This window comes from Nocardia sp. NPDC004260 (assembly GCF_053603155.1).
In genome coordinates, this window is record NZ_JBSGEZ010000091.1 from 1 (window position 1) to 24,152 (window position 24,152).

General features: G+C 68.8%; 25 protein-coding genes and 1 tRNA gene. 10 read left to right on the forward strand and 16 right to left on the reverse strand.

Annotated elements, in window-relative coordinates:
- Positions 1–224 precede the first annotated feature (224 nt).
- Positions 225–653, forward strand: coding sequence for a low affinity iron permease family protein (locus ACWEO7_RS33550; protein WP_452429240.1), 429 nt, complete (start codon positions 225–227; stop codon positions 651–653).
- 46 nt (positions 654–699) lie between these two features.
- On the opposite strand, the gene ACWEO7_RS33555 is transcribed toward ACWEO7_RS33550, so the two are convergent.
- Complete coding sequence (locus tag ACWEO7_RS33555) at positions 700–849, reverse strand: hypothetical protein (RefSeq protein WP_452429242.1); 150 nt, start codon at positions 847–849, stop codon at positions 700–702.
- Between the two features lie 385 nt (positions 850–1,234).
- On the opposite strand from ACWEO7_RS33555, the gene ACWEO7_RS33560 reads away from it, so the two are divergent.
- Complete coding sequence (locus tag ACWEO7_RS33560) at positions 1,235–2,185, forward strand: helix-turn-helix transcriptional regulator (RefSeq protein ID WP_452429244.1); 951 nt, start codon at positions 1,235–1,237, stop codon at positions 2,183–2,185.
- 41 nt (positions 2,186–2,226) lie between these two features.
- Here ACWEO7_RS33560 and ACWEO7_RS33565 read toward each other — a convergent pair whose 3' ends face one another.
- The 7 genes from ACWEO7_RS33565 to ACWEO7_RS33595 all read right to left on the reverse strand — a co-directional run bounded on the left by ACWEO7_RS33565 (position 2,227) and on the right by ACWEO7_RS33595 (position 7,489).
- A complete protein-coding gene (locus tag ACWEO7_RS33565) occupies positions 2,227–3,048 on the reverse strand; it encodes an RNA polymerase sigma factor SigF (RefSeq protein ID WP_452429246.1) in 822 nt (273 codons plus the stop codon).
- Positions 3,049–3,138: 90 nt separating this feature from the next.
- Positions 3,139–3,636: an STAS domain-containing protein gene (locus ACWEO7_RS33570; RefSeq protein WP_452429248.1), complete on the reverse strand. Its 498-nt coding sequence runs from the start codon at positions 3,634–3,636 to the stop codon at positions 3,139–3,141.
- Between the two features lie 149 nt (positions 3,637–3,785).
- The gene (locus ACWEO7_RS33575; RefSeq protein ID WP_452429250.1) at positions 3,786–4,463 is read right to left on the reverse strand and encodes a PAS and ANTAR domain-containing protein; all 678 of its coding nucleotides are present in this window, start codon (positions 4,461–4,463) and stop codon (positions 3,786–3,788) included.
- Between the two features lie 292 nt (positions 4,464–4,755).
- Positions 4,756–5,757, reverse strand: coding sequence for a PfkB family carbohydrate kinase (locus tag ACWEO7_RS33580; protein ID WP_452429252.1), 1,002 nt, complete (start codon positions 5,755–5,757; stop codon positions 4,756–4,758).
- Complete coding sequence (locus ACWEO7_RS33585) at positions 5,757–5,891, reverse strand: hypothetical protein (protein WP_452429254.1); 135 nt, start codon at positions 5,889–5,891, stop codon at positions 5,757–5,759. The genes ACWEO7_RS33580 and ACWEO7_RS33585 overlap by 1 nt, the downstream gene beginning before the upstream one ends.
- A gap of 237 nt (positions 5,892–6,128) precedes the next feature.
- Positions 6,129–6,204: transfer RNA gene (locus ACWEO7_RS33590), tRNA-Gly, on the reverse strand.
- A 70-nt stretch (positions 6,205–6,274) separates the two neighbouring features.
- Positions 6,275–7,489, reverse strand: coding sequence for an MFS transporter (locus tag ACWEO7_RS33595; RefSeq protein ID WP_452429255.1), 1,215 nt, complete (start codon positions 7,487–7,489; stop codon positions 6,275–6,277).
- A gap of 93 nt (positions 7,490–7,582) precedes the next feature.
- On the opposite strand from ACWEO7_RS33595, the gene ACWEO7_RS33600 reads away from it, so the two are divergent.
- Positions 7,583–7,912 (forward strand): ArsR/SmtB family transcription factor, encoded by a 330-nt coding sequence (locus ACWEO7_RS33600; RefSeq protein WP_355070134.1) that lies wholly within the window; start codon positions 7,583–7,585, stop codon positions 7,910–7,912.
- 21 nt (positions 7,913–7,933) lie between these two features.
- Here the strand turns inward: ACWEO7_RS33600 and ACWEO7_RS33605 are convergent, their stop codons facing one another.
- The 4 genes from ACWEO7_RS33605 to rpsO all read right to left on the reverse strand — a co-directional run bounded on the left by ACWEO7_RS33605 (position 7,934) and on the right by rpsO (position 13,356).
- Entirely contained in the window at positions 7,934–8,356 is a 423-nt protein-coding gene (locus tag ACWEO7_RS33605; RefSeq protein WP_452429257.1) for a hypothetical protein, read from the reverse strand.
- A 146-nt stretch (positions 8,357–8,502) separates the two neighbouring features.
- Positions 8,503–9,843: a M16 family metallopeptidase gene (locus tag ACWEO7_RS33610; protein WP_452429273.1), complete on the reverse strand. Its 1,341-nt coding sequence runs from the start codon at positions 9,841–9,843 to the stop codon at positions 8,503–8,505.
- Positions 9,844–9,881: 38 nt separating this feature from the next.
- Positions 9,882–12,158: a polyribonucleotide nucleotidyltransferase gene (locus tag ACWEO7_RS33615; protein ID WP_452429259.1), complete on the reverse strand. Its 2,277-nt coding sequence runs from the start codon at positions 12,156–12,158 to the stop codon at positions 9,882–9,884.
- Between the two features lie 928 nt (positions 12,159–13,086).
- On the reverse strand, positions 13,087–13,356 hold the full coding sequence (gene rpsO / locus ACWEO7_RS33620) for a 30S ribosomal protein S15 (protein WP_450024868.1): 270 nt from the start codon (positions 13,354–13,356) through the stop codon (positions 13,087–13,089).
- Positions 13,357–13,392: 36 nt separating this feature from the next.
- Between rpsO and ACWEO7_RS33625 the strand changes: the two genes are divergently transcribed.
- Positions 13,393–13,581, forward strand: coding sequence for a hypothetical protein (locus ACWEO7_RS33625; protein ID WP_452429260.1), 189 nt, complete (start codon positions 13,393–13,395; stop codon positions 13,579–13,581).
- Positions 13,582–13,584: 3 nt separating this feature from the next.
- On the opposite strand, the gene ACWEO7_RS33630 is transcribed toward ACWEO7_RS33625, so the two are convergent.
- On the reverse strand, positions 13,585–14,556 hold the full coding sequence (locus tag ACWEO7_RS33630) for a bifunctional riboflavin kinase/FAD synthetase (RefSeq protein ID WP_452429261.1): 972 nt from the start codon (positions 14,554–14,556) through the stop codon (positions 13,585–13,587).
- Positions 14,557–14,968: 412 nt separating this feature from the next.
- On the opposite strand from ACWEO7_RS33630, the gene ACWEO7_RS33635 reads away from it, so the two are divergent.
- The 4 genes from ACWEO7_RS33635 (at position 14,969) to ACWEO7_RS33650 (ending at position 18,006) form a co-directional block, all read left to right on the forward strand.
- A complete protein-coding gene (locus ACWEO7_RS33635; RefSeq protein ID WP_452429263.1) occupies positions 14,969–15,448 on the forward strand; it encodes a cupin domain-containing protein in 480 nt (159 codons plus the stop codon).
- A gap of 1 nt (position 15,449) precedes the next feature.
- Positions 15,450–16,637, forward strand: a complete 1,188-nt coding sequence (locus tag ACWEO7_RS33640; RefSeq protein WP_452429264.1) for an aminotransferase-like domain-containing protein — start codon at positions 15,450–15,452, stop codon at positions 16,635–16,637.
- 70 nt (positions 16,638–16,707) lie between these two features.
- Positions 16,708–17,127: a hypothetical protein gene (locus ACWEO7_RS33645; protein ID WP_452429266.1), complete on the forward strand. Its 420-nt coding sequence runs from the start codon at positions 16,708–16,710 to the stop codon at positions 17,125–17,127.
- A gap of 210 nt (positions 17,128–17,337) precedes the next feature.
- Positions 17,338–18,006, forward strand: coding sequence for a metal-dependent transcriptional regulator (locus tag ACWEO7_RS33650; protein ID WP_355071001.1), 669 nt, complete (start codon positions 17,338–17,340; stop codon positions 18,004–18,006).
- Between the two features lie 113 nt (positions 18,007–18,119).
- Here the strand turns inward: ACWEO7_RS33650 and ACWEO7_RS33655 are convergent, their stop codons facing one another.
- Both ACWEO7_RS33655 and ACWEO7_RS33660 read right to left on the reverse strand, forming a co-directional pair.
- Entirely contained in the window at positions 18,120–19,202 is a 1,083-nt protein-coding gene (locus ACWEO7_RS33655) for a tartrate dehydrogenase (RefSeq protein ID WP_452429267.1), read from the reverse strand.
- 10 nt (positions 19,203–19,212) lie between these two features.
- Complete coding sequence (locus tag ACWEO7_RS33660; protein ID WP_379251357.1) at positions 19,213–20,685, reverse strand: NAD-dependent succinate-semialdehyde dehydrogenase; 1,473 nt, start codon at positions 20,683–20,685, stop codon at positions 19,213–19,215.
- A 134-nt stretch (positions 20,686–20,819) separates the two neighbouring features.
- On the opposite strand from ACWEO7_RS33660, the gene ACWEO7_RS33665 reads away from it, so the two are divergent.
- The gene (locus tag ACWEO7_RS33665; protein WP_452429269.1) at positions 20,820–22,061 is read left to right on the forward strand and encodes an aspartate aminotransferase family protein; all 1,242 of its coding nucleotides are present in this window, start codon (positions 20,820–20,822) and stop codon (positions 22,059–22,061) included.
- A gap of 59 nt (positions 22,062–22,120) precedes the next feature.
- Complete coding sequence (locus ACWEO7_RS33670; protein ID WP_452429271.1) at positions 22,121–22,615, forward strand: DUF3830 family protein; 495 nt, start codon at positions 22,121–22,123, stop codon at positions 22,613–22,615.
- Positions 22,616–22,662: 47 nt separating this feature from the next.
- On the opposite strand, the gene ACWEO7_RS33675 is transcribed toward ACWEO7_RS33670, so the two are convergent.
- On the reverse strand, positions 22,663–24,081 hold the full coding sequence (locus ACWEO7_RS33675) for an amidase (RefSeq protein WP_452429272.1): 1,419 nt from the start codon (positions 24,079–24,081) through the stop codon (positions 22,663–22,665).
- Positions 24,082–24,152: the final 71 nt, after the last annotated feature.

Here is a 24,152-nt window from a genome sequence, read left to right on the forward strand (position 1 = left end):
CCCCGGGGACGCCGTCTCATTTCAGTCCTCGCAGGACAAGCAACAAAAGCGTTCCCCGGAGGTCCCAGCCATGAACGAAGGTAGTGCTATCAGCAACAACCGCAGGGGTTTCGCGCAGAAGCGCCGGCGCATCGGTGACGCAGCCACACCGCACAAGGCGTTTGAACCCGGCTGGCCGAGGTAAGCCGAAGCCCGTCTGGATCGGCATTTTCGAGAGGATTCGCATGGCTCAGCGCACTGAAAACCCATTCGCCGGAAAGCCCGCGACCATGCCGTCGGACATCAAGGGGAAGCTGTCGGTGTTCGACCGCTTCGCGACAGCGGCCAGCGCATTGGCCTCCAAAGCGGGATTCTTCGTCTTCTGTGTGATCCTGGTCCTGGTATGGGCGCCGACGATCTTCCTCCTGCCGAGCGTCGACACCTGGCAACTGGTCATCAACACCGCGACGACGATCATCACGTTCCTGCTCGTCGCGTTGCTGCAGAACACCCAGAGCCGCTCCGACGCCGCCATCCAGCAGAAGCTCAACGCCATCGCCGACGGGCTGGCCGATCTGATGCGCGAGCTGAGTTCCGAGCACCCCGAACTCCTGCGTCACCGCCGCGAACTCACCGATGCCGTGGGACTCGAGAACCGGGAGAGCGCGGGATGATCGGCGCGCAGGCCGACAGCAGCCGGCCTGCGCGTCCGCCGATCCGTCACCGCTGCTCGGTGTCGCCGCTCTTGTCGGCTTCCCGGATCGCTTCGGCGAGCTCGCGGCGCAGGCGCTCGGCATTCGCCTCGTCGCCCGCGTCCGAGGCGGTGGTGATGTCCTGGCGCAATTGCGCGATCGTGTCCTTCGAAACCATAGGACCTCCTCGTCTCTCGGGACGGCGTTGTAGAAGGACGCCACCGCGCCCCTCGTGGTGAGGGTGGCCGCTGAGGTGCGGACGAAACACGTCGATGCCCACGCCACGCGCGCATCCCGTCCCAGGTGCCCGGTGCGATCGCCGCGCGGCGGGTAGAGTGGGAGTCGCCCGACGGTTGAAACGCAGCCGGAGCGGGTATTCACCTCATCTTGGTGCGTGCGGGATCGGAGCCTCGTCGCACTTTGTTGGTACCAACCGCGCGTGCCTACCTGCCTGAATCGACCACGGTTGTGACCAGTCCGTACGTCGAAGCAGAGTAGCTCGACAAACCTGTACGACGTGCTGGGCGGGATGCCGTATTCGAAACAGCAGGAGTGTCGCAGCAATGGAGTCATTGGCCTTCCACAGCGACAGTTTGGGCGACACAGAGGAATTCCTCAATTCCAACTACACCAGGATGCGGATCGGCAACAGCACGGGTGTGGCGGTGCGCACGGACATCACCCGGAAAATGCTCGGTCCGGTGAGCCTGGATGATCTCGACCTGAGCTTCGACATGAAATACGACGCTCAGCCGCTGGGCAAGATATGCCTGTGCGAGGTGGACTCGGGGTCGATCGAAGAGAACTATGCCGACGGCACCGACTTCTTCCAGCCCGGCGAGCTCGGACTGCTCACCCCACCGGACCTGCCATATTCCGGGGTGATCCACCACGCCAGCTACCGCATCACGATGTTCGATCCCGCGCTGCTGACCCGGGTGGCAGCCTCGATCCCGGGGCACGACCTGGAGCCGGTGCGCCTGACGGGCCATCGCCCGATCTCCGCGGCCGCAGGGAAACACCTGTCCGACGTACTCGCGCATATGCGCGGTCTCGCCGCGGATCCTGTGGCCAGCAAGGCACCGCTGATCGCGTCCACCGCCGTGCAGTATCTGGCCGCCACCGTGCTGCACGCTCTGCCGAGCACCGCACACCAGGATCCGACGGCGAGTGACCGCAACGACGCCCATCCCGACACCGTGCGGCGCGCAGTGGCGTACCTCGAGGCACACGTGTGCGACGACATCAGCGTGACCGACGTCGCCGCCGCCTCCTATGTCAGCGCACGTGCGCTGCAACTGGCGTTCCGCCGCCATCTGGACACCACGCCCATGGCGTATCTGCGGCGGCTTCGCTTGCGCGGCGCGCACGAACAACTGCGCGACTTCTCGCCCGACGAGGGACACACTGTGACCTCCATCGCCGCGACATGGGGCTTCGCTCACCCGGGACGATTCGCGACCGCCTACCGCGGCGCGTACGGCCGGTCCCCGCTCACGACCCTCAGCGCGTGACGCGGGGGCATTCGGCCCGCGACGAGTCCGGATGACCTCGGTCAGTCCCGCATGGCGCGCTCGCGCAGCTCGGCGAGCGTCCGTGCCAGAACGCGGGAGATGTGCATCTGCGAGACGCCGAGCACCGCGGCGATCTGCGCTTGCGTGCGCGATTCGAAAAAGCGCATGTGCAGCACGCACCGCTCTCGCTCGGGCAGTTCGGCGAGCAGCGGAGCGATCGCCAGGGCCTCGTCGGTCAGCTCGTAGGACGGATCCTCCTCGCCGAAGGTCTCGGCTACCCGGACCGACGTGCTGCCGGTCTCGTCGTCCTCGACGACGGCGTCGATCGAGTTCGTGGAATAGGCGTTGCCCGCCAGCAGCGCTTGCGTGACTTCCGTCAGGTCGAGATTCAACTCCACGGCGATCTCCAGAGCGGTCGGCATCCGTTCCAGGCGCTGGGAGAGCCGCTCCACGGCGGGGCCGATGGTCAACTGGATCTCCTTGATCCGGCGTGGCACCCGGACCGCCCAGCTGTGGTCGCGGAAATGGCGGCGCACCTCGCCCATGATCGTCGGAACCGCGAACGACAGGAACGACGGTCCCCGCGCCGGGTCGAACCGATCGACCGCGAGCACCAGCCCTACAGCCGCGATCTGGTACAGATCGTCGTAGTTCTCGCCACGACCGACGAAGCGACGGGCGATGTGCTCGGCGAGCGGCAGGCACCGTCGCAGAATCGCTTCCCGCAATCCTGGGCGTTCGGGATCGTTCTCGTCCATCGCGGACAATTTCTCCAGCCACGGTTCGATGCCGTCGTAGCTGTCGGTTCCGCGCCGCGTCCGGCGGGGTGTGGCGGTCCTGTGGTTCGTGGTCGCCAATGACATGAGCTTCCTCGATTCCCGTTTTGCAGCTATCGACGCGCTCACCGGCTGGTGAACGAGGCGATGACCGCGGGGTACCGCCCGGCGGCTGCCTCAAGCGCTCGTGGGCGGTCTTGTTCGTAAATCGGACGGCCGACAGCGTGGATCTGCGTTCTCGGGACCACGCGTCAGCGCCGGACGCCGCCGGAGCGGAACTCCGGACGCACGGCACTCGCGCGGGTCGTGGGCGCCGCCGTGTACCGCGGGCGCCGGGCACGCGACGACCGGCACGCTCCGTCCCAGTGCGAGGACGTCCACGACGCGCCGCACGGGGCCGTCGGCGGGCACGGTCATGCCGACCGAGATGCCCGCTCGCGCACCCCATCTCGCCAGCCGCAGCACCATACCGACGCCCGCGCAGGAAAGGAAACGCAGACCACAGAGGTCGATCACGACCGAAGTGGGATTCGGGGTTGTGTCGCAGTAGTTTTCGACGACATCGATGATCGCGGTGAAGCACTCGTCGGCGTTCGCCGCGTCCAGCTCACCGTACGTCACCACGAGCAGACCGTTCGCGGTCCGGATGCCTTTCACGCCGTACTGACAGGTCATGCGCACCTCCCGCGGCCGGTGTCGGCACGAGACCGCATGCTCCAGCCTGACAGCCATCGACGGTGCATGTCAGCGCGATAGACGAAGTAGCACGGAACATCGGTCCGAAAAACGAAACGCCCGACCGCCGGGGGCCGCCTCTCGCACGATCAGTCGGGCGGTATCCGGTGATGGACGGTGAGCAGGATGTGGTCGAACGCGGCGACCAGGTCCGCAGGTGGCGGCGGGACGAGCGGAAGTTCGGCGATCAGTTGCTGGGCGAGCGCTCGCAATTTGGTGTTGGTCTCCTGAGAACGCCAGCGCAGCACTTGGAACGCCTGATCTGCGCTGATCTGATAGATGCGCATGAGCACCCCTTTGGCCTGCTCGATCACCGCGCGATTCTCGTAGAGTCCGGGCAGGGTCGCGGCGAGTATGGCTTGGTGCGCTTCGGCGATGGTGTCGGAGAGGTCGACGTAGAAACCGGAGGTGCCGACGGCGGTGCCGGTGTCGTCCAGGATCCGGTCGGCGACGACGAGCACGGTGTGTTCCTGACCGGACAGGTCGATGAACCGGTGCCTGCTCGAGAAGGTCTCCCCGCGATCGATGGCGCGCTCGATGATCTCGGCGACGTGCGTGCGGTCGTCCGGGTGCTTGTGCGCCAGCAACAACTCCGTGGTGGGCTCGATCTCACCGGGCCGGTACCCGTGCATGCGATACACCTCGGCCGACCATTCCCAGCGACGGGTGGCGAACCAGAACCGGAAGCTTCCCACCGCGGGCTGGTCCGGCGGTATGGAGCTATCTGCGAGCACGTCGGACATGTGGGGTTGCACGTGTTGAGTCATGAATGCAATGCCTCTCCGAGGTACAGGGGCTTGCGGCCGCGACGCCACGGCACCGCCGCCATCCCTTCGACGGGATCGCGCGGACACGGGCGCGCTCGGCCGAGAATCCGCTGTTGACTCAACGGCCGGCGCGCGCACACATCGTGACGGCAGCCGGTGACCTGCAACCCCAGTATGTCATCCGCGTCGGGCTCGGGCACGAGGAGGCTCGGTTACCGCCGGAGAAGCGAGGCAGGATCAGGTTTCCGGACTTCGGGGTGATCGCCTGGCACACAAGGGTTTCGAAGCCGGATCAGGTCCAAAGCCGGTCCCAGGTGACGGAGGCTTCGGAAACCGTGGCTGTTTCCGTCTCCGAGAACGCGGCGGCGGCGCCCGACCCGACGAACTCGGCTGCCGCGAGCACCGCACGGCGCACCGCGCTCTCCGGTCCACGCCCCTCGGCCAGGCGGGCTGCCGCGGCAACGGCGAAGCTGTCCCCCGCACCGCAGGTGTCGGTGCCATCCGGTGCCCTGGCCACGGACGGAAGCGGGATGCGCAGGCGTTTGCCCGACGCGCGCAGGCAGACCAGGGCCCCTTCCGTTCCGAGGGTCACCGCGATCGCCCCGACAGCCCACCCTTTGGCGAGCCTCCACAGGTCCGGTCCGTCGTCGAGCCGCCCGGACAGCAGGGTGAGCGCTTCCGCGTGATTCGGGGTGACCAGGGCCGCGCCCGGGATCGGTACGGGTCCGCGGGGATGGGGGTCCCAGACGATCGGAACGTGGTCGGCGTGGGCGCGCAGCAGCCCACGGATCTTCGGGTGGGCCGCGGCGCCGCCACCGTAGTCCGAGACCAGGACCGCGCGCGCCGCCGCCAGCACGGCGACCGCCTCTTCGGGGAGCACGTCGGCGCGGACCCGTCCGGCCCCGGAGTCGATTCTGGTGATCAGGTTGGGCCGCCGGGACTGTCTGGCACGGGCGTGCCCGTTCGGGGCGGCGCAGGGGCCGATCGCCCGCACTCGCTGCTTGCAGACCGTCGAACCGCGCTGCGGGAGGGCGATGACCCGCACGTGCGAGTCCAGCAGCCCGCGCAGCCGGGCAGCCGCCTCATCTGCCGCGAAGCCCGCGATCAGCACGACTTCGCGCTCCTGCGCCGCGGCGAGCCGGGCCGCCAATCCCGCGCCACCGGGGCGGAACGTCCGGTGCGCGACGTCGACGACGGGAGCGGCCGTATCCGGGCTGCATCGGTCGGCGCGGCCCTCGACATCGATGTCGAGCAGCACGTCGCCGATCACGACGAGCGGGTCGCCCGCTGCCATCACGGCCGCTCCGACTGGGAAGGCCCGGCCGAGTCGGCCGACAGGTGCCGGGCTTCGGCGGCACTCCCGCCACGGCCGCCGACACCGGATCCGGCCGCCGGGCCCGCGTGCTCGGACACCGTGGCGATCTGCACTGCTGTCTCCGTTCGCCGAGGACGATTGGATGGAACGCGCAGTTACCGATCCGGGCCTCACGGCGAAGCCCGCACGTGCGGACATGCCCGGACCGACCGTGCCGAAACATTCTGATACACGCTTCACGCCGCTTGGCCGGTACCGAGCCACCGCACAGCAGGTCCACTGGGAGGATGACGAGTGACCATCGAGTGGATGTGATCGCGTGAACCCGGCGGAGCGGCCGGGTGATTTCGTGGAGCGGATGACGGGATTCGAACCCGCGACCCTCACCTTGGCAAGGTGATGCGCTACCAGCTGCGCTACATCCGCATTCGCATCGCGGTGACCGTGATGCGACACAGAACATTAGCGGACACTCGTGGCAAAAAGCCAATCGCCGCTATGCCCGTACGACCCCGGACCGGTCGCGGCGCAGGCCGAGACCGGCCGCGATCAGGCAGGCGACGGCGACGACACCGACGAACCACGGGAACACGGTGCTCAGACCCCAGGTGGTTGCCGCCCAACCGGCCACGATGGTGGGCAGCGCCATGGCCGAATAGGCGAGCAAGTAGTACGCCGACATGGTCTCGCCGCGCTTGTGTTGCGGCACGACATCTGACAGGTGGCGCAGCGATCCGCCGAAACCGAGGCCGAAGGTCGCGCCCAGCGCGACGCCCGCGGCGAGCACCACCACCCAGTTGTGTGTGGCCAGCGCGGGCACCGTCAGCGCCAGCGCCAGCGCCATGCCGGTGTCGCCGAGGATCGCGGCCCGCCGAGCGGGCACGCCGGTCGCGAACAATTGCGCGGTGGCGCCGGAGAGGGCGGTCGAGGCGACGACCGCGCCGCCGAAGACCAAGTTGTGGATGCCGGTCTGCTGCGTGGCCAGCGAGGGGTACAGCGACAGCAGCACGCCCAGCACCGACCAGGCCGCCATCACGCCGATGGCCGAGAACCAGAAGTCGGCCCGAATCTCCGGCGGCACGGCGGGTTTCGCGATCCGGATGCGCCCGGCCACCCGGGCCGAATGCGGTTCGCGCAGCGCGAGCACGCCGACGCCGATCGCGAGGCAGACGACGGTGATCACGACGTACGGCGTCCGCAAGGGATGCGGCGCGTACTGGGCCAGCAGCGCCGAGCCCAGGATCGCCACCGCCATTCCCACGTTGAACGCGACACCGCTGAGTTGCCCGGACCGCGCGCCGCGGTGCGGACGCAGATCCAGCAGCGCGGCCGCGCCCGCGACCACGGTCGAACCGACCGCGACGCCGTGCAGCGCACGGGCCAGCAGCAGCATGGGCACGCTGTCGGCGAGCACGAATACCAGCAATCCGGCGACCATCGTGGCGAATGCGCCGAGCAGCACCGGTTTCCGGCCGACCACATCGGAGATCCGCCCGGATACCAGCACCGCGCCCAGGGCGGCCACCGCGTAGACCGCGAACACGATGGTCGTGGTGAGCGGCGAGAGATGCCACTGTTTCTGATAGATGCCGTAGAGCGGCGCGGGAACGCCCGAAACCCCCAGCGCCACGCCGCTGGCCGCCAGCACCAGGGCGTAAGCCCAGCGCTGTGAGGTCTGCTCGTCGACGGCCACCGCCATCGTCGCTGCCATCGGAACTCCGATCAGGTAGGTTTGATGATTATCGAACAGCAGTCGACGATACATCCGGTACGACGATCATCAAACCCGAGAGTGAGCCAGATCATGGTCGATGTCCGAGACGCGGACCAGCAGGCGCCCCCGGTGGCCACGCTGCCCGCGGTGCTCAGCGCGCTGCAGGACCCGGTGCGCCTGGAAATGGTGCGCCGGCTCAGCAACGCGGGAACGGCGGTCCGCTGCGGCGCGCTCTACGAGGTGATCAACAAGTCGACCGCCACCCACCACTTCAAGATCCTGCGCGACGCGGGCGTGATCGAGCGCCTGGTCATCGACGGCCAGACCTGCCAGCGTCTGCGCACCGACGACCTCGAGTCCGCTCTGCCCGGACTGGTGCCGACGATCGTGGCGGCCGCCAACCGCGCCCGCCCGGAATGACCCGGCCGAGCGGGTCCGCGGTCAGCAGTTGTCGAAGCGCCACTGCCCGTCGACGAATGTCCAGGTCTTCGGCTTCGAATCGTCCTGGGCTGCGCGGGCGTCGAAATTCTTGACCGTGACCGTCCCGGTCGATCCGGACGTGCTGACGGTGATCTCCGACGGCTTCGACTTCAGGTCCCTGCCGTCGTACAACTGCGCCATGGACGCCACGTAGTCGTCCTCGTTGAGCGTGAGCCTGCAACGCGCGGAACGGAATCGGTACGCGGCGGCGTAGTCGTGACTCGCCAGCGCCTCGGTCATCTTCGTGGCTTCCGTGCGCAGTGCGGCCTCGGTCGGCTCACCCGGCTTGCCCGCGTCCGCGTCCGTTCCGCCGCACCCGGCCAGCACGACGACGGGCAGCGAAACCGCGCCGAGCACGCGAAGGGCACGACTTGTTCGGTTCATCTCGACTCCTTGCCAGAGATCGCCGGATCCGACACCCGGACAATCGAGTTCAGCGCCCTCCGGCGAAGAACCGACGGCCGGGCGGCCGAAACAGTATCGCGGCAGGGGATGCTCCGCCAAGCCGCAACCCCGCGCCCGCGTGCGGATCAGCTCGGCACCAGCCGCCGGACGGCAGCGGGCAGATCACGGGTGCGCTTGTACGGTCCGGCGACCGACGCGGCGAACGGCCGCGCCAGCAGGGTCCGCGCGACGGCCGACACTTCCTCGGTCGTGACGGCGTCGATGCGGGCCAAGGTCTCCGACACGGTGCGGTGGTTGCCGTAGCTGAGTTCGCTGCGCCCCAACCGGTTCATACGCGAGGCCGAATCCTCCAGACCGAGCACCAGCCCGCCGCGCAACGAGCCCTTGGCGCGGGCGCACTCGGCGTCGCTGATGCCGTCGGCGGCGACTTCCTCCAGAACGCCGCGAGCCAGTGCCGCCACCTGACCGAGGTTCTCCGGCTGGCAGCCGATGTAGACCGAGAACGCTCCGGTGTCGGCGAAGGTGTCCACGCTGGAATACACCGAATAGGCCAGTCCGCGCTCCTCCCGGATGCGCTGGAACAGACGGGAACTCAACCCGCCGCCGACCACGGTGTTCAACACCGACAGCGGCCAGCGCCGGTCCCCTTCGTGCCGCCCGAAGGCGCGCACGCCGAACGCCAGATGAGCCTGCTCGCTGTCGCGATGGCTCCAGTGCAACTGCGGGTCGCCGTGTGGGCGGAACCGGCCCTCGCGTCGCGGGGCGGGCGCCGCCGCCGGGTCGAGCCGGTTCTCGAAGGCACGATGCACCAATTCCACGGTGTGGTCGTGCTCCACGTTGCCCGCGACCGCGACCACCATCCGGTCCGGCCGGTAACGCCGCAGGTGGAACGACCGCAGCTGCGCGGCCCGCATCCCCTCGATGGATTCGATCGAGCCGATCACCGGACGCCCGATCGGATGATCGCCGAACAACGCCGCCAAGAAGGAGTCGCCGACCAGGTCTTCGGGGTCGTCGTCGCGCATGGCGATCTCCTCGAGCACCACCTGCCGCTCCACGTCAACGTCCGACGCCCGGCACAAGCCGTTGAGCACCACGTCGGAGACCATGTCGACCGCCAAGGGCAGGTCGTCGTCCAGGACATGCGCGTAGTAGCAGGTCTGCTCCTTCGCGGTGAACGCGTTCAGCTCGCCGCCGACCGCGTCCATCGCCTCGGCGATGTCCAGGGCCGACCGCGTCGGCGTCGCCTTGAACAGCAGGTGCTCCAGGAAGTGGGCAGCTCCCGCGACGGTCGGGCCCTCGTCCCGCGACCCGACACCGACCCAAACACCCACGGACGCCGAGCGCACCCCGGGCAGATGCTCGGTCACCACCCGCAATCCGCCGGGCAGTACGGTACGCCGCACGCCGCTGTCCGAGTCCGCCCGCAACTCGAGTGACGAACCCCCCTGCCCGGTGCTGAGCAGAGGGGTTGTCGTCTTCTTCTTCGTCACAGAGACAAGTACTACTCGGTCCCGGCCGAACCCGCATCGGCCGCGTCGTCGCCGGTCTCCTCGGCGTTCTCCTCGACCGGCACGAGCGAGATCTTGCCGCGGTTGTCGATGTCGGCGATCTCCACCCGCAGCTTGTCGCCGACGTTCACCACGTCCTCGACCTTCGCCACGCGCTTGCCGTTGCCCAGCTTGGAGATGTGCACCAGACCGTCGCGGCCCGGCAGCAGCGAGACGAACGCGCCGAAGGCGGTGGTCTTGACGACCGTGCCCAGGAATCGCTCGCCGACCTTCGGCAGCTGCGGGTTGGCGATGGCGTTGATGGCGTCGATCGCGGCCTGCGCGGACGGGCCGTCGGTCGCGCCGACGAACACGGTGCCGTCGTCCTCGATGGAGATGTTGGCGCCGGTGTCCTCGGTGATCTGGTTGATCACCTTGCCCTTGGGGCCGATCACCTCGCCGATCTTGTCGACCGGGATCTTGATCGCGGTGACGCGCGGCGCGTAGGGGCTCATCTCGTCCGGGGTGGTGATGGCCTCGGCCATCACGTCCAGGATCGTGGTGCGCGCGTCGTGGGCCTGGCTCAGCGCGCCGGCCAGCACCTGCGACGGGATGCCGTCCAGCTTGGTGTCCAGCTGCAACGCGGTGACGAACTGGCGGGTGCCCGCGACCTTGAAGTCCATGTCGCCGAAGGCGTCCTCGGCGCCGAGGATGTCGGTCAGCGCGACGTAGCGGACCTCTTCCTCGCCCTGGTCGTTGGTGATGGTGTCCGACACCAGACCCATCGCGATGCCGGCGACCTGAGCCTTCAGCGGCACACCGGCGTTGAGCAGCGACAGGGTGGAGGCGCACACCGAGCCCATCGAGGTGGAGCCGTTGGATCCCAGCGCCTCCGACACCTGACGGATGGCGTAAGGGAACTCCTCCTGGCTGGGCAGCACGGGAATGAGCGCCCGCTCGGCCAGCGCGCCGTGGCCGATCTCGCGGCGCTTGGGCGAACCCACCCGGCCGGTCTCGCCGGTGGAGAACGGCGGGAAGTTGTAGTGGTGCATGTAGCGCTTGCTGGTCTCCGGGCCGAGCGAGTCGACCTGCTGGGCCATCTTCACCATGTCCAGCGTGGTGACGCCCAGGATCTGGGTCTCGCCACGCTCGAACAGCGCCGAGCCGTGCGCCCGGGGCACCACAGCGACCTCGGCGGACAGCGCGCGGATATCGGCCAGCCCGCGGCCGTCGATGCGGAAGCCGTCGGACAGGATCCGCTGGCGGACCAGCTTCTTGGTGACGGCGCGGAACGCCGCGCCCAGCTCCTTCTCCCGCCCGGCGTAGTCGTCGGCCAGGCGGTTGAGCACGGCGAGCTTGATCTCGTCGATCTTCGCCTCGCGCTCCTGCTTGTCGGAGATGCTCAGCGCCTCGCCCAGCTCACGCTTCGCGGTGCCCTCGACGGCCTCGTACACGTCCTGGCCGTACGGCGGGAAGAGCGGGAACTCCTCGGTGGGCTTGGCGGCCAGTTCGGCCAGGTCCTGCTGCGCGCGGCAGAGGCGGGCGATGAACGGCTTGGCGGCCTCGAGCCCCTCGGCGACGACGGTCTCGGTCGGTGCCTGCGCACCGCCATCGACCAGCGCGATGACGTTCTCGGTCGCCTCCGCCTCGACCATCATGATCGCGACGTCACCGGACTCGACCACGCGGCCCGCGACGACCATGTCGAATACCGCGCCCTCGAGCTGCTCGGTGGTCGGGAAGGCCACCCACTGGCCCTCGATCAGCGCGACGCGCACGCCGCCGACCGGGCCGGAGAACGGCAGGCCCGCGATCTGGGTGGACGCGGACGCGGCGTTGATGGCCACCACGTCGTAGAGGTCCTTGGGGTCCAGGCTCAGCACGGTGACCACGACCTGGATCTCGTTGCGCAGGCCGTCGACGAACGACGGACGCAGCGGACGGTCGATCAGGCGGCAGGTCAGGATCGCGTCGGTGGAGGGGCGGCCCTCACGGCGGAAGAACGACCCGGGGATGCGGCCCGCGGCGTACATCCGCTCCTCGACGTCGACCGTCAGCGGGAAGAAGTCGAACTGGTCCTTGGGCTGTTTGCCCGCGGTGGTGGCCGACAGCAGCATGGTCTCGTCGTCCAGGTAGGCGACGACCGAACCGGCGGCCTGCCTGGCGAGGCGTCCGGTCTCGAACCGGATGGTGCGGGTGCCGTAGCTGCCGTTGTCGATCAGCGCTACGGATTCGAACACGCCCGGCTCGACCTCGACGGCCGAGCTCTTGCGTTCAGTTGTTTCGGTCATTCTTCTCTCTCAACCTCTCGTCTTCGCCGGCTCCAGCGCACGCTGGCGCGATCCGGCTGTCGTCAGCCGTACCGGGTACGGACGCGCGGCAACCCTCCTGGCTGCGGCGCGCACACCCGGCCGAATCCCCTTGGACACGGCGACGCGGAGGCGGTCATCGATCGAAGCCCGACGGCGCCAGCTCGCTGCCGATAGGCCACTACCGAAGACCGACGCCACGCGACGGGTGCATACGGCTGTGCAATGTTGTCGTGCGACGGGGGCGATACGCACCCCTATACACATATAGCCAACGGTGCGATTGTACGTCTCCCCATTGGCCGAACCAGCGACCGCCTCGGACACCCCGTGTCGAGCAGCCGCCTACCACTCCGTCCATCGGCGCACCGGACGCCGGTGGACGTGTTCGGAAACCGCGCATGTCACTTTTGAACCGCGACGTCCGCGAACACCCCGGACACGGCACGCGCCGGGACCACCCGATCCACGCCGAGTCGGACGTGAACCACAGTCCACGACGAAATCGCCGTCGAGATCGCGTAGATGTGCACCGCCGTGGAAAAACGGCGAAAACGCTACGAGTGACAGTTCACAGCGACCCGAACGTCCAGGGCAGGATCTACCCACCGACGAGGGTTCGCCCGACGGCGAACAACATGCTGAACAATGCGGCCCCGCTGGAGCGAATACTCAGCGGGACAACGCGACCCAGTCACGTCAGGCATACATCCATACCCGCCTTCACCGCCCCACGCGCTCAGCTCACCTCGACCATGTCTTCCGAGCGAAGCGAGACCGAGCATCCGCCGTTCGCGGCCCGGCTCGCGTCCGAGTGGCCGCCGCGTCCGCGACGAAGTCGCCAGCGGTGGCCGCCCGGAGGCGAGCCATGAAGGGGCCGCGAACACCCAGCGCCCGCAGGCGCTGGAAATCAGCGCCTGAGCCCGAGCCGCTCGATCAGCGATCGGTAGCGGTTGATGTCGTTGTCCGCCAGGTACTTCGACAGCCGCTTGCGACGACCGATCAGCGCCATCAGGCCGTGGCGGGTGTGGTGGTCGTGCTTGTGCTTCTTCAGGTGCTCGGTGATGTCGGCGATGCGCTTGGACAGCAGAGCGATCTGCGCCTCCGGGGAACCGGTGTCCTTCTCGTGCAGGCCGTACTCGGCGAGAATCGCCGACTTCTGCTCGGTGGTCAGTGCCATGGGGCATCCACTCCTGTTTCTCAGTTCCGCGCTCGAATGTCCGGTTACCCGGGTGCGGGCGCCACCGCGGACCGCAGCAAACCCGAGGGACCACCCTACCGGACCGGGATCTTCCCGCCGAAATCGCGGGCCGACCGAGTCCCATCCGGGCAACGACGCTCGCCCGCGCTGATCGAGCACGGGACCCGCCGCTACAGCGATCTGCTCGAGCTCATGAAGTCCTGACGCTCAGCGTGCGTCGACGGCGGTGAGGATTTTGCGCGCGGTCTCCACGTCGCGGCCCATGCACTCGATGAGCTCGTCCACCGAGTCGAATTTGCGCTGGCCCCGGATGTGCTCGACGAAGTCCACCGCGACGTGCTGACCGTAGAGATCGGCCTCGCCGTCGAGCACGTACGCCTCCACCGTGCGGGCGCGTCCGGAGAAGGTCGGGTTGGTGCCCACCGAGACGGCGGCCATGGCCCGCTCGCCCGGGGTGACGGTGCCGATGGCGGGCCCGGGGCCGAGCACGGTGAACCACCCGGCGTACACGCCGTCGGCGGGAATGGCGGCGTGCATCGGCGGCGCGACGTTGGCGGTCGGAAAGCCGAGTTGCTTGCCGCGGCCGTCACCGTGTACGACGACGCCCTCCACCCGGTGCGGACGCCCGAGCGCCTCGGCGGCGGCCGCCATGTCCCCCGCGTCGACGCACGAGCGGATGTAGGTCGAGGAGAAGGTCACGGCGTGTTCGGCGAGCAGCGTCACGCCGTCGACCTCGAAGCCGAATCGCTTGCCGAGCTCGCGCATGGTCTCGACCGTGCCCGCGGCCTTCTTGCCGAAGGTGAAGTTGTCGCCGACCACCACCTCCACCACGTGCAGCCGCTCCACCAGCAGGTCGTGGACGTAACTCGCCGGAGTCAGCTTCATGAACTCCTGCGTGAAGGGCATGACGCAGAACACGTCGACACCCAGCTCCTCGGCCAGTTCGGCGCGGCGGGTCAGGGTGGTCAATTGCGCGGGGTGCGAGCCGGGGCGGACCACTTCCATCGGGTGCGGATCGAACGTCATCAGCACCGCGGGCACGCCGCGCGCGGCGGCGGACTTCACGGCCCGGCTGATCAGCTGCGCGTGGCCGCGGTGCACACCGTCGAACACACCGATCGTGAGGACACAGCGCCCCCAGTCCGCGGGCACCTCGTCGAGACTTCGCCATCTCTGCACAGTGCGCAGCCTACGCAAATCAGGTAGCGAACAGTATTCGGGCGTGCTGATCTCACACAACGGTTGCGCTGCCGTGAGCCGACGTGGAAGCGCGAACCGCGCCGGGGCGCCGCGTGCGCGCGCAGGTCGTGCGCCGCGCGGCCGGATATGCCGCGAACCGATCGGATCATCCGAACCACGGCACGACGCGTGCTGTGACCGCGGCGGTGGGATAACCGGCAGGTCGCCGTGGCCGTCGCACGACGGCGCGCCGCGGGGCCGCTACGTCGGGGTCGACGACATCGCCGCGGAAGTCTTCGCGCACCGGAAACTAATCGGACGGATTCCCGAAAGCGCCGATATACCCCGGGTTTCCACGGGCCGGCAAGCTCGTCTCACCAGCAGCGGGAATGGTCTAGCGTGCAGTTCGTCGGTGACGGAATGCCCCGGAGTAGCCATGAAAAGCGCAGTCAAGCACGTGCGTGTGATCAAACCGTCCGATTCGGCCGAAACAATCGGACGGCAACGACAACGCCTCATTCCTTGCATCACCACGGAAACCTGTGGCGCCACCGGCATTTCGGCGGGCATGGTCAACATGGCCCCGGGGGCGATGTCGAAAGCGCATTATCACGCGCACAGTGAGATCGTCGTCGTCTGCCTGCGCGGGCGAGCGGCCACCTTGATCGGCCCGGAACTGACGCCTTATTTCCACGGTCCGGGTGAGTTCATCTACATCCCCGACGGCGTCGTGCACGTGGCGGTGAACCTCGACGATGCCGAGGATGTGGTCGCGGTGGAAATGCGGACCGATTCCCTGTTCAACGACGATGTGGTGCTGACGCCGGAATACGACGCCCACGTGCCCGAAGCCGTTGCCCGCCTGCGGCGGCGTGGGCCGGGCGGCGCCTGACATGGCCGTCGGCAAACGCAGCCGCGGCGCGGCCGAGGTGACCAGCGGTCCCATCGACGATATCTTCGCGGCACTGGCAGGCCGCCCCGACGTGGTGTCCTTCGCCGTCGGAGCGCCCGACCCCGCTCTGCTGCCGAGCGAGCTCGTGGCGACGCTGGCGCAAACGGTCATCGGCAGATACGGCAGCGCCGTCCTCCAATACGGCATGACCCAGGGATTCGCTCCGCTGTTGGACGAAGCCCGAAACCTTCTGCACGGCCGCGATATTCATTGCACGCTCGATCGCCTGCATATCTCGACCGGCGGCTCCGGCGCATTGCACAACGTGTGTTTGGCGCTGCTCGACCCGCAGGACGTGGTTCTGGTCGAAACCCCCACTTACGGCCCTGCGGTCAAGGAATTCCGCAGCCACGCAGCGACCGTCGTCGCGGTGCCGTCCGACGAATTCGGCATCGTTCCGGAAGCGCTCGAAGAAGCCCTGGCTCGATACGACGCGGCGTTCGTCTACCTACTGCCGACTTTCCAGAATCCGACCGGCCGGACGATGCCCGCCGATCGGCGCGAACGAATCGCCGAGATCGTCGTCCGCCACGGCACGCTGGTCATCGAAGACGACGTCTACACCGACCTGCGCTATCGCGGTGTGGCACCGCCCGCGTTGTCGTCTTTCGCGCCGGACAACTCGGTGTACATCACGTCGCTGTCGAAAACTTTCGCTCCCGCGATCCGCGTCGGGATCACCGTTATGCCCCCGGATCTGCTGCGGACGGTGCTCGCGTTGAAGCAGGGCATCGACATGCAGACCTCGACGTACTGCCAGGCGATTGCGGCCGAATTTCTGGGCAGTCAGGACGGGGCCGCGCACCTCGCTCATGTCGTCGACGCCTGTTCGGCCAAGTTGGACGCGTTGACGGTCGCGCTCGAGCGGCATTTCCCGGCCGGGTTCCGGTGGGTCGAGCCGGAGGGCGGGATGTTCCTATGGGTCGAGGGGCCGCCGGGTTTCGATGCCGACGCGCTGCTGGCGCGGGCACTGCGGCACGGAGTCGCGTTCCTGCCCGGCAGCGCCTTCTACGCCGACGACGTCACCGAGCACCGCAACACCATGCGGCTGAGTTTCGCGAACGTGCCGCGCGACGACATCGATCGCGGCATCGCCGCGCTTGCGGCCGTCTGCGGGGACGCGGCATGAGTGGTCAGCCCCGGAGGCGGCAGCGCGGCGTGACCACGCAGGGCCCCGCTCATGCCGAAAGGGACACGGCATGAGCGAGCGGCATCCGGTGCTCGGCACCTGGGAGGTGCACGCCGACGGCGCTCCGTTCGGCTACCACGTGATGCAGTTCCACCCTGGCGGCACGATGCTGCAATCGAATCCCGACCACGGCAATCGCGCCACGAGCGACAGCAACGGCATGGGCACCTGGCACGGTGCGGGCAACCGGGTCACCGGCGCCTTCTTGGAGTTCACCGTCGATCGCACCGACCCCGCCGTAGTACGCAAAGGGATCGTCGCCTTCGAACTCGACGTGACCGGCGACGAGTTCACCGGACGTGCCACGGCGACGTTCTACGAGTTGTCCGGCGAGCCGGTCGGCGCGCCGGCGACCGCCCGGTTGGCCGGTCGCCGATTCGATGGCGTGGCCGATCACCGGAACGCGCTGGATCTGTCGAGAACGGTATGACCACCCGGCACGGCGCCGATCCGCTCTCTTCCGGGCGGGTGAACGGCGAATAGCGATTCGCTGTCGATCGGCCGACGACAGGTCGAGGATGTGTGTATCGGCTCGCCAGTGCCTAAGCTCGGGTATGTGCCAGGTAAACGAGATATCGCCACTCGACGCGAGTTGGCCGACGCCCCGGCGCCGGGCGATGCGCACGGCGGTACCGCGACCATCGCGCCTGTGCTCTCGTCGGTCGCCCAGGACTACCTGAAGGTCATCTGGACCGCGCAGGAGTGGTCACAGGAGAAGGTGACCACCAAGTTGCTCGCCGAACGGATCGGCGTATCGGCCTCGACCGTGTCCGAAGCCGTCCGCAAGCTCGCCGACCAGGGGTTGGTCGAGCACGCCCGCTACGGCGCGATCGCCCTCACCCCGGAGGGCCGCCGAGCCGCCGTCGCGATGGTGCGCAGGCATCGGCTCATCGAGACCTTCCTGGTGAACGAGCTCGGCTACGGCTGGGACGAGGTGCACGACGAAGCCGAGGTGCTCGAGCACGCGGTCTCCGAGCTGCTGATGGCCCGGATCGACGCCAAACTCGGATACCCCGATCGCGATCCGCACGGCGACCCGATCCCCTCGGTGGACGGCGCGGTGCCCACCCCGCCCGCGCGCCAGCTCAGCGACTTCCATGCCGGTGAATCCGGCCGGGTCGCGCGCATCTCCGACGCCGATCCCGACATGCTGCGCTACTTCGACTCCGTCGGCATCGCCCTGGATACCGCCATCGCCGTCGTCGAACGCCGCGACTTCGCAGGCACCATCGCCATCCGCATCGGCGCCACCGAGTCACCGACCGACCTCGGGCGCCCCGCCGCCGAGGCCATCTGGCTCACCGCCTGACCGGTCGGCTCCGCAGTCGGTCCGGCACAGCTGGGTAGGCGAAGTCGCCGCCTGCCGCAGGGCATCGGTCACACCGTCGCGGTGCGGTCCCGAACGTCCTCTCCCCGATCAGGTCACCCGAGGTCGGCCCCGGCGGTGGAGCGGGCCAACTCCGCGGCGCGAGTGGCGATGGCGTCGCCCAGTTCCGCGGTGGTCGAGGTGCCACCGAGGTCCGGGGTGCGGACCTCACCCGCAGCGAGCACGTCGCACACCGCCCGGTCGACCGCGGCCGCCGCGGCGGACTCGCCGAGATGATCCAGCAGCATCGCGCCCGCGAGGACCTGCGCGACGGGGTTCGCGATGCCCTGACCGGCGATGTCGGGCGCGCTGCCGTGCACCGCCTCGAACATCGAGGGGCCGGTGCGCTCGGGGTTGACATTGCCTGACGGCGCCAAGCCGAGCCCGCCGGTCACCGCGGCGGCGAGGTCGGAGAGGATGTCGCCGAACAGGTTCGAGCCCACGATCACGTCCAGCCGGTCCGGGTGCAGCACGATTTCGGCGGCCAGCGCGTCGACGTGCATCTGCCGCGTCCGCACCTGGGGATACTCGGTCGCGACGCGTTCGAACACACTGTCCCAGTAGGGCATCGAATGGATGAGCCCGTTCGACTTGGTCGCCGAGCACAATCGGCCGGATCGCTCGGCGGCCCGCTCGAAGGCGTATCGGATGATCCGCTCGCATCCGGCGCGGGTGAACACCGATTCCTGGAGCACGAATTCGTCGGGGCGGCCCTCGTTGTGGATGCCGCCGATCCGCGAGTACTCGCCCTCGGAGTTCTCCCGCACGATGAGGATGTCCAGATCGTCGGCGGTCCGGCCGCGCAGTGCCGATTCCGTGCCGGGCAGCAGGCGCACCGGGCGCAGGTTGACGTACTGGCCGAAGGCGCGGCGCAGCGGGATCAGCAGACCCCAGAGCGAAACATGGTCGGGCACACCGGGAAAGCCGACGGCGCCGAGCAGGATCGCGTCGAAGCCCGCGAGCCGGTGCGGGCCGTCCGGCGGCATCATGGCGCCCGTGCGCAGGTAGTTCTCGCACGACCAATCGAATTCGGTCCATGCCAGGCCGGGCAGCACGGCGTCGAGCACACCTACCGCCGCCGCGGTGACGTCGACTCCGATCCCGTCACCCGGGATGGTGGCGATGCGGTACTCGCTCACTGGCACTCCTTCACAGTCGCACTCCGATGTACTTGGTCTCCAGGAATTCGTCGATCCCGGTCAGCCCGCCCTCGCGTCCGAGCCCGGATTCCTTGACGCCGCCGAAGGGCGCGGCCGGATTCGACACCACGCCCTGGTTGAGGCCGACCATCCCGGTTTCCAGCGCCTCGCACACCCGCAGTCCGCGCCGGAGATTCTCGGTGAACACGTAGCTCACCAGCCCGTAGGGAGTGTCGTTGGCCCGGCGCACGGCTTCGTCCTCGGTGTCGAAGACGCCGATCGCGGCGACCGGTCCGAAGATCTCGGTGTGGCACAACTCGGCGTCGTCGGGGACGTCGACCAGGACGGTCGCGGGATAGAAAGTGCCCGGCCCGTCCCAGGCCGCCCCTCCGGTGAGCACCCCGGCCCCACGGGCGCGGGCGTCGTCGACCAAGCGCTGCACCTTGGCGACGGCCTCGGTATCGATCAGCGGGCCGACCACGACATCCGGCTCGGTGCCCCGGCCCATCGGCAGGGCTGCCAGCCGCTCGGCGAGCCTACGTGCGAAGACCTCGGCGACGCCGCGCTGCACCAGAATCCGATTGGCGGCGGTGCACGCCTGGCCGATGTTGCGCATCTTCGCCGCCACCGCGCCCTCGACCGCCTCGTCGAGATCCGCGTCGTCGAAAACCAGCAGCGGCGCGTTGCCGCCCAGTTCCATCGAGGTGCGCATCACCGTCTGCGCGCACTGCGCGAGCAACTGCTTGCCGACCGCCGTCGAACCCGTGAACGACAGCTTGCGCGAGCGGTCGTCGAGGATCAGCGGAGTCATCACCGCGGCGGGATCCGCCGTCGTGACGACGTTGACCACCCCGGCGGGCAACCCGGCGTCCGCCAGCACCTGAGCCAGCGCCAGCATCGAAAGCGGCGTTTGCTCCGCGGGTTTCACGACGCAGGTGCAGCCAGCGGCGAGCGCGGGCGCGATCTTGCGCGCGCCCATCGCGACGGGAAAGTTCCATGGCGTGATGAGCAGGCTCGGACCGACCGGCTGCCGGGCCACCAGAAAACGCGAGCCGCCGGTCGGCGCGGGCATGTACCCGCCGTCCAGGCGGACGGCTTCCTCGGCGAACCAGCGGAAAAACTCCGCGGCGTAGGCGATCTCACCGCGCGCCTCGGCCAGCGGCTTGCCCATTTCGAGGGTCGCGATCAGCCCGAGCCGGTCGGTGTCGGCCAGCAACGCGCGATGCACGCGCATCAGCAGATCGCTGCGCTCGCGCGGCGCGGTGGCTGCCCAGTCGGCCTGCGCCGCGCACGCCGCGTCCAGCGCCGCGCGACCGTCGTCCGGGGTCGCGTCGGCTACTTCGCACAGCAGCTCACCCGTCGACGGATCGAAGACCGGCAGCGTGCGGGTCGTCGCACGCCACTGCCCCTGGATGAACAAGCCGCGCGGGACCGTGTCGATCGCGGCGCGTTCGGGCGCGCTCAGCGCGCTTTCGGTGAGCATGGTCGGTGGCTCCTTTCGGCAGCGCGCAGCGTCCGGCCATTGCTGCGACCCGTGCGGCCATGTTATGCATATTGTCGACAATCCGACAATAGACAATGACCCTCCATCCCGCCCGCATCCGGAGGCGAATCACCATGACCGAGCTCTCGCCCATCCTGAAACAGGCCACTCCGGTGACCGCCGACCACGGCGCGGGGTGCTATCTCTACGGCACCGACGGACGCCGCTACCTGGACTTCACCGCCGGCATCGGGGTGACCAGCACCGGCCACTGCCATCCGAAAGTGGTCGCCGCCGCGCAGGCACAGGTGGCCTCGCTGATCCACGGCCAGTACACGACCGTGCTGCATCGGCCGCTGCTGGAGCTGATCGAACGGCTCGGCGCGGTGCTTCCGGAAGGACTGGACACGCTGTTCTTCGCGAACTCCGGCAGTGAAGCGGTCGAGGCCGCACTGCGACTGGTGCGCCAGGCCACCGGGCGGCCGAACGTCGTCGTCTTCCACGGCGGTTTCCACGGCCGCACCGTGGCCGCCGCGACCATGACCACCTCGGGCACCCGTTTCTCGGCCGGGTTCAGCCCGCTCATGCCGGGCGTGCACGTCGCGCCCTTCCCCACCGCCTACCGCTATGGCTGGAGCGAGCGGGAGGCCACCGCCTTCGCGCTGCGCGAACTCGACTACCTGTTCGCCACGCTCACCTCGCCCGCCGAGACCGCCGCGTTCATCGTGGAGCCGGTGCTCGGTGAGGGCGGTTACGTCCCCGGCAACACCGAGTTCTTCCAGGGGCTGCGCGAACGCGCCGACCGGCACGGCATCCTGCTGGTCTTCGACGAGATCCAGACCGGTTTCGGCCGCACCGGGAAGTTCTTCGGGCATCAGCACTTCGGCGTCCGGCCCGACGTGATCACCATCGCGAAGGGCCTGGCCAGCGGCTTTCCCCTGTCCGGCATCGCGGCGCCGCGCGAACTGATGGCGCGGGCGTGGCCGGGTTCGCAGGGCGGCACCTACGGTGGCAACGCGGTGGCGTGCGCGGCGGCGATCGCCACGCTCGACGTGATCGAATCCGAAGGGCTTGTGGACAACGCGGCCACCCGAGGGGCGCAACTGCTGCGCGGTATGCGCGAGAGCGCCACCAAGGCGATCGGCGACGTCCGCGGCCTCGGACTGCTCGTGGGCGCCGAGTTCACCACGGCCACCGGCGAGCCCGATACGGCCACCGCCGCGGCCGCCCAGCGCGCGGCGGTGGACAAGGGACTGCTGCTGTTGACCTGCGGCGCGCACATGAACGTGGTGCGGATGATTCCGCCGCTGATCGTGACCGATACTCAGATCGAGGACGCTCTGGCGATCTGGTCCGAGGTGCTCGCCGAGTTGTAGCGCGCACCCCACCCGTCCGCAGTGCCCGCCCGGCGGGCCCGATCAGGAAGCAGGACCGCATGGCCCGCTACATCACCATCACGCTCACCAAAGCCGCGGTGACCTGCCGCGCCCGTTTGCTGGACGAGGAAGCGCCGCAGACCTGCGCCGCGGTGTGGAACGCGCTGCCGCTGGACGGCGACGCCTTCCACGCCAAGTACGCCCGCAACGAGGTGTACACCCTGCTCCCGCGCATCGGCGCGGCCCCGCATCGGGAGAATCCGACGGTCACGCCCATCCCCGGCGATGTGTGCCTGTTCGATTTCGAGCCGTGGGAGATCGGCAATCCGGCCTACGGCTACGAGCCCGGTTCCGCGGCCGAGCACGAGCGCGGGGCCACCGATCTCGCGCTGTTCTACGGCCGCAACAATCTGCTGATCAACGGCGACCTGGGGTGGGTGCCGGGCAATGTGTTCGCCACCGTCGAGGAGGGGCTCGCCGAGATGGCCGCGGCCTGCAACACGCTGTGGCTGCACGGTGTGCAGGGCGAGACGCTCGCCTTCGCCCGCGCCTGAGCGACGGTGACGAGTGGCCCCGCGGTCTTCCGCGGGGCCATTCGCTTTCAGGAAGCCAGCACGAATTCGGCGTAGCGGGCTACCGCGAGGATCAGATCGTCGGAGTGGCGCGGGCCGATGATCTGCAACCCGACCGGTAGACCCGCGCGAGTCGCGCCCGCCGGGATACTGATCGCGGGTTGCTGGGTCATATTGAACGGGTAGGTGAACGGCGTCCATTCGGGCCAGCTGCGCAGGCCGCTGCCCGGTGGCACGTCGTGTCCCGCTTCGAACGCGGGAATCGGCACCGTCGGAGTGATCAGGATGTCGTAGTCGTTGTGGAAGACGCCCATGGTGATACCGATCTGGGCCGCGACGTTGCGCGCGTCGAGATACTCGACGGCGGTGACGGTTTCACCGCGCTCCCAGACCGCGCGCAGGCCCGGATCCACCCGTTCGCGCGTACCGTCCGGGTACCCGGACAGCATGGTGGCCGCGCCGGCCGCCCACAGCAGCTCGAACGCCTCGCGGGGATCGGCGAATCCGGGATCGGCGGCGCTCACCCGGAGTTCGGCGTCTGCCAGCCGGGTCACCGCCGCTTCCACGATCGCGGCGACCTCGGGGTCGACCGTGGCGTAGCCGAGCGCGGGTGAGTACGCCACGCGCAATCCCCGCACGTCGCGCTGCATTTCGGCGCGGAAGGCGGTGAGCGTGGGAGCCAGCGCGGTGGGATCGCGCGGATCCGGCAGCGACAGGATGTCCATCAGCAGCGCCGCGTCCTCAACGGTGCGCGTCATCGGTCCCGCATGCGCCAGCGGACCGAACGGGCTGGCCGGGAACAGCGGAATCCGGCCGTAGGTGGGCTTGAACCCGACGATGCCGCAGAAGGCGGCCGGAATGCGCACGCTGCCACCGCCGTCCGTGCCCACCGACACCGGGCCCATGCCCGCGGCGACGGCCGCGGCGCTGCCGCCGGAGGAGCCGCCCGCGGTGGTGGACGGGTCGGCCGGATTCCGCGTGACACCCGCCAGCGGACTGTCGGTGACCGCCTTCCACGCGATCTCCGGGGTGGTGGTCTTGCCGAGGAAGACCATGCCGTCCTCGCGCAGCCGCGCGGCCACCGGACTGTCCACCAGCCATGGTCCCGCCGGGTCGATGGACGTGGAGCCGCGCCGGGTGGGCCAGCCCTCGGTCAGGAAGACGTCCTTGATCGAGATCGGCACGCCGTCGAGCAGCCCTCTGGCATGACCGGACTGCCAGCGCGCCTCGGAGTCCTTCGCCTGCACCAGGGCGCGATCGGGATCGACCAGACAGAAGGCGTTGAGCGCGCCGTCGCGATCGGCGATCGCGCGCAGGATCGCCTCGGTCGCCTCTACGGGCGACAGCGCGCCCGCCGCGTAGGCCGAGACCAGCTCGACCGCGGTCATGGCGGTCGGGTCGGTGGGTTGGTTCTTGTCGGGGTAGCTGATAGCACTACCTTCGTTCATGGCTGGGACCTCCGGGGAACGCTTTTGTTGCTTGTCCTGCGAGGACTGAAATGAGACGGCGTCCCCGGGGG

Coding starts and splice junctions, on each gene's coding strand:
- ACWEO7_RS33550 (WP_452429240.1), top strand. CDS start 225: ATGGCTCAGCGCACTGAAAACCCATTCGCCGGAAAGCCCGCGACCATG.
- ACWEO7_RS33555 (WP_452429242.1), bottom strand. CDS start 849: ATGGTTTCGAAGGACACGATCGCGCAATTGCGCCAGGACATCACCACC.
- ACWEO7_RS33560 (WP_452429244.1), top strand. CDS start 1,235: ATGGAGTCATTGGCCTTCCACAGCGACAGTTTGGGCGACACAGAGGAA.
- ACWEO7_RS33565 (WP_452429246.1), bottom strand. CDS start 3,048: ATGTCATTGGCGACCACGAACCACAGGACCGCCACACCCCGCCGGACG.
- ACWEO7_RS33570 (WP_452429248.1), bottom strand. CDS start 3,636: ATGACCTGTCAGTACGGCGTGAAAGGCATCCGGACCGCGAACGGTCTG.
- ACWEO7_RS33575 (WP_452429250.1), bottom strand. CDS start 4,463: ATGACTCAACACGTGCAACCCCACATGTCCGACGTGCTCGCAGATAGC.
- ACWEO7_RS33580 (WP_452429252.1), bottom strand. CDS start 5,757: ATGGCAGCGGGCGACCCGCTCGTCGTGATCGGCGACGTGCTGCTCGAC.
- ACWEO7_RS33595 (WP_452429255.1), bottom strand. CDS start 7,489: ATGGCAGCGACGATGGCGGTGGCCGTCGACGAGCAGACCTCACAGCGC.
- ACWEO7_RS33600 (WP_355070134.1), top strand. CDS start 7,583: ATGGTCGATGTCCGAGACGCGGACCAGCAGGCGCCCCCGGTGGCCACG.
- ACWEO7_RS33605 (WP_452429257.1), bottom strand. CDS start 8,356: ATGAACCGAACAAGTCGTGCCCTTCGCGTGCTCGGCGCGGTTTCGCTG.
- ACWEO7_RS33615 (WP_452429259.1), bottom strand. CDS start 12,158: ATGACCGAAACAACTGAACGCAAGAGCTCGGCCGTCGAGGTCGAGCCG.
- rpsO (WP_450024868.1), bottom strand. CDS start 13,356: ATGGCACTGACCACCGAGCAGAAGTCGGCGATTCTCGCCGAGTACGGC.
- ACWEO7_RS33625 (WP_452429260.1), top strand. CDS start 13,393: ATGTCCGGTTACCCGGGTGCGGGCGCCACCGCGGACCGCAGCAAACCC.
- ACWEO7_RS33640 (WP_452429264.1), top strand. CDS start 15,450: ATGGCCGTCGGCAAACGCAGCCGCGGCGCGGCCGAGGTGACCAGCGGT.
- ACWEO7_RS33645 (WP_452429266.1), top strand. CDS start 16,708: ATGAGCGAGCGGCATCCGGTGCTCGGCACCTGGGAGGTGCACGCCGAC.
- ACWEO7_RS33660 (WP_379251357.1), bottom strand. CDS start 20,685: ATGCTCACCGAAAGCGCGCTGAGCGCGCCCGAACGCGCCGCGATCGAC.
- ACWEO7_RS33665 (WP_452429269.1), top strand. CDS start 20,820: ATGACCGAGCTCTCGCCCATCCTGAAACAGGCCACTCCGGTGACCGCC.
- ACWEO7_RS33670 (WP_452429271.1), top strand. CDS start 22,121: ATGGCCCGCTACATCACCATCACGCTCACCAAAGCCGCGGTGACCTGC.
- ACWEO7_RS33675 (WP_452429272.1), bottom strand. CDS start 24,081: ATGAACGAAGGTAGTGCTATCAGCTACCCCGACAAGAACCAACCCACC.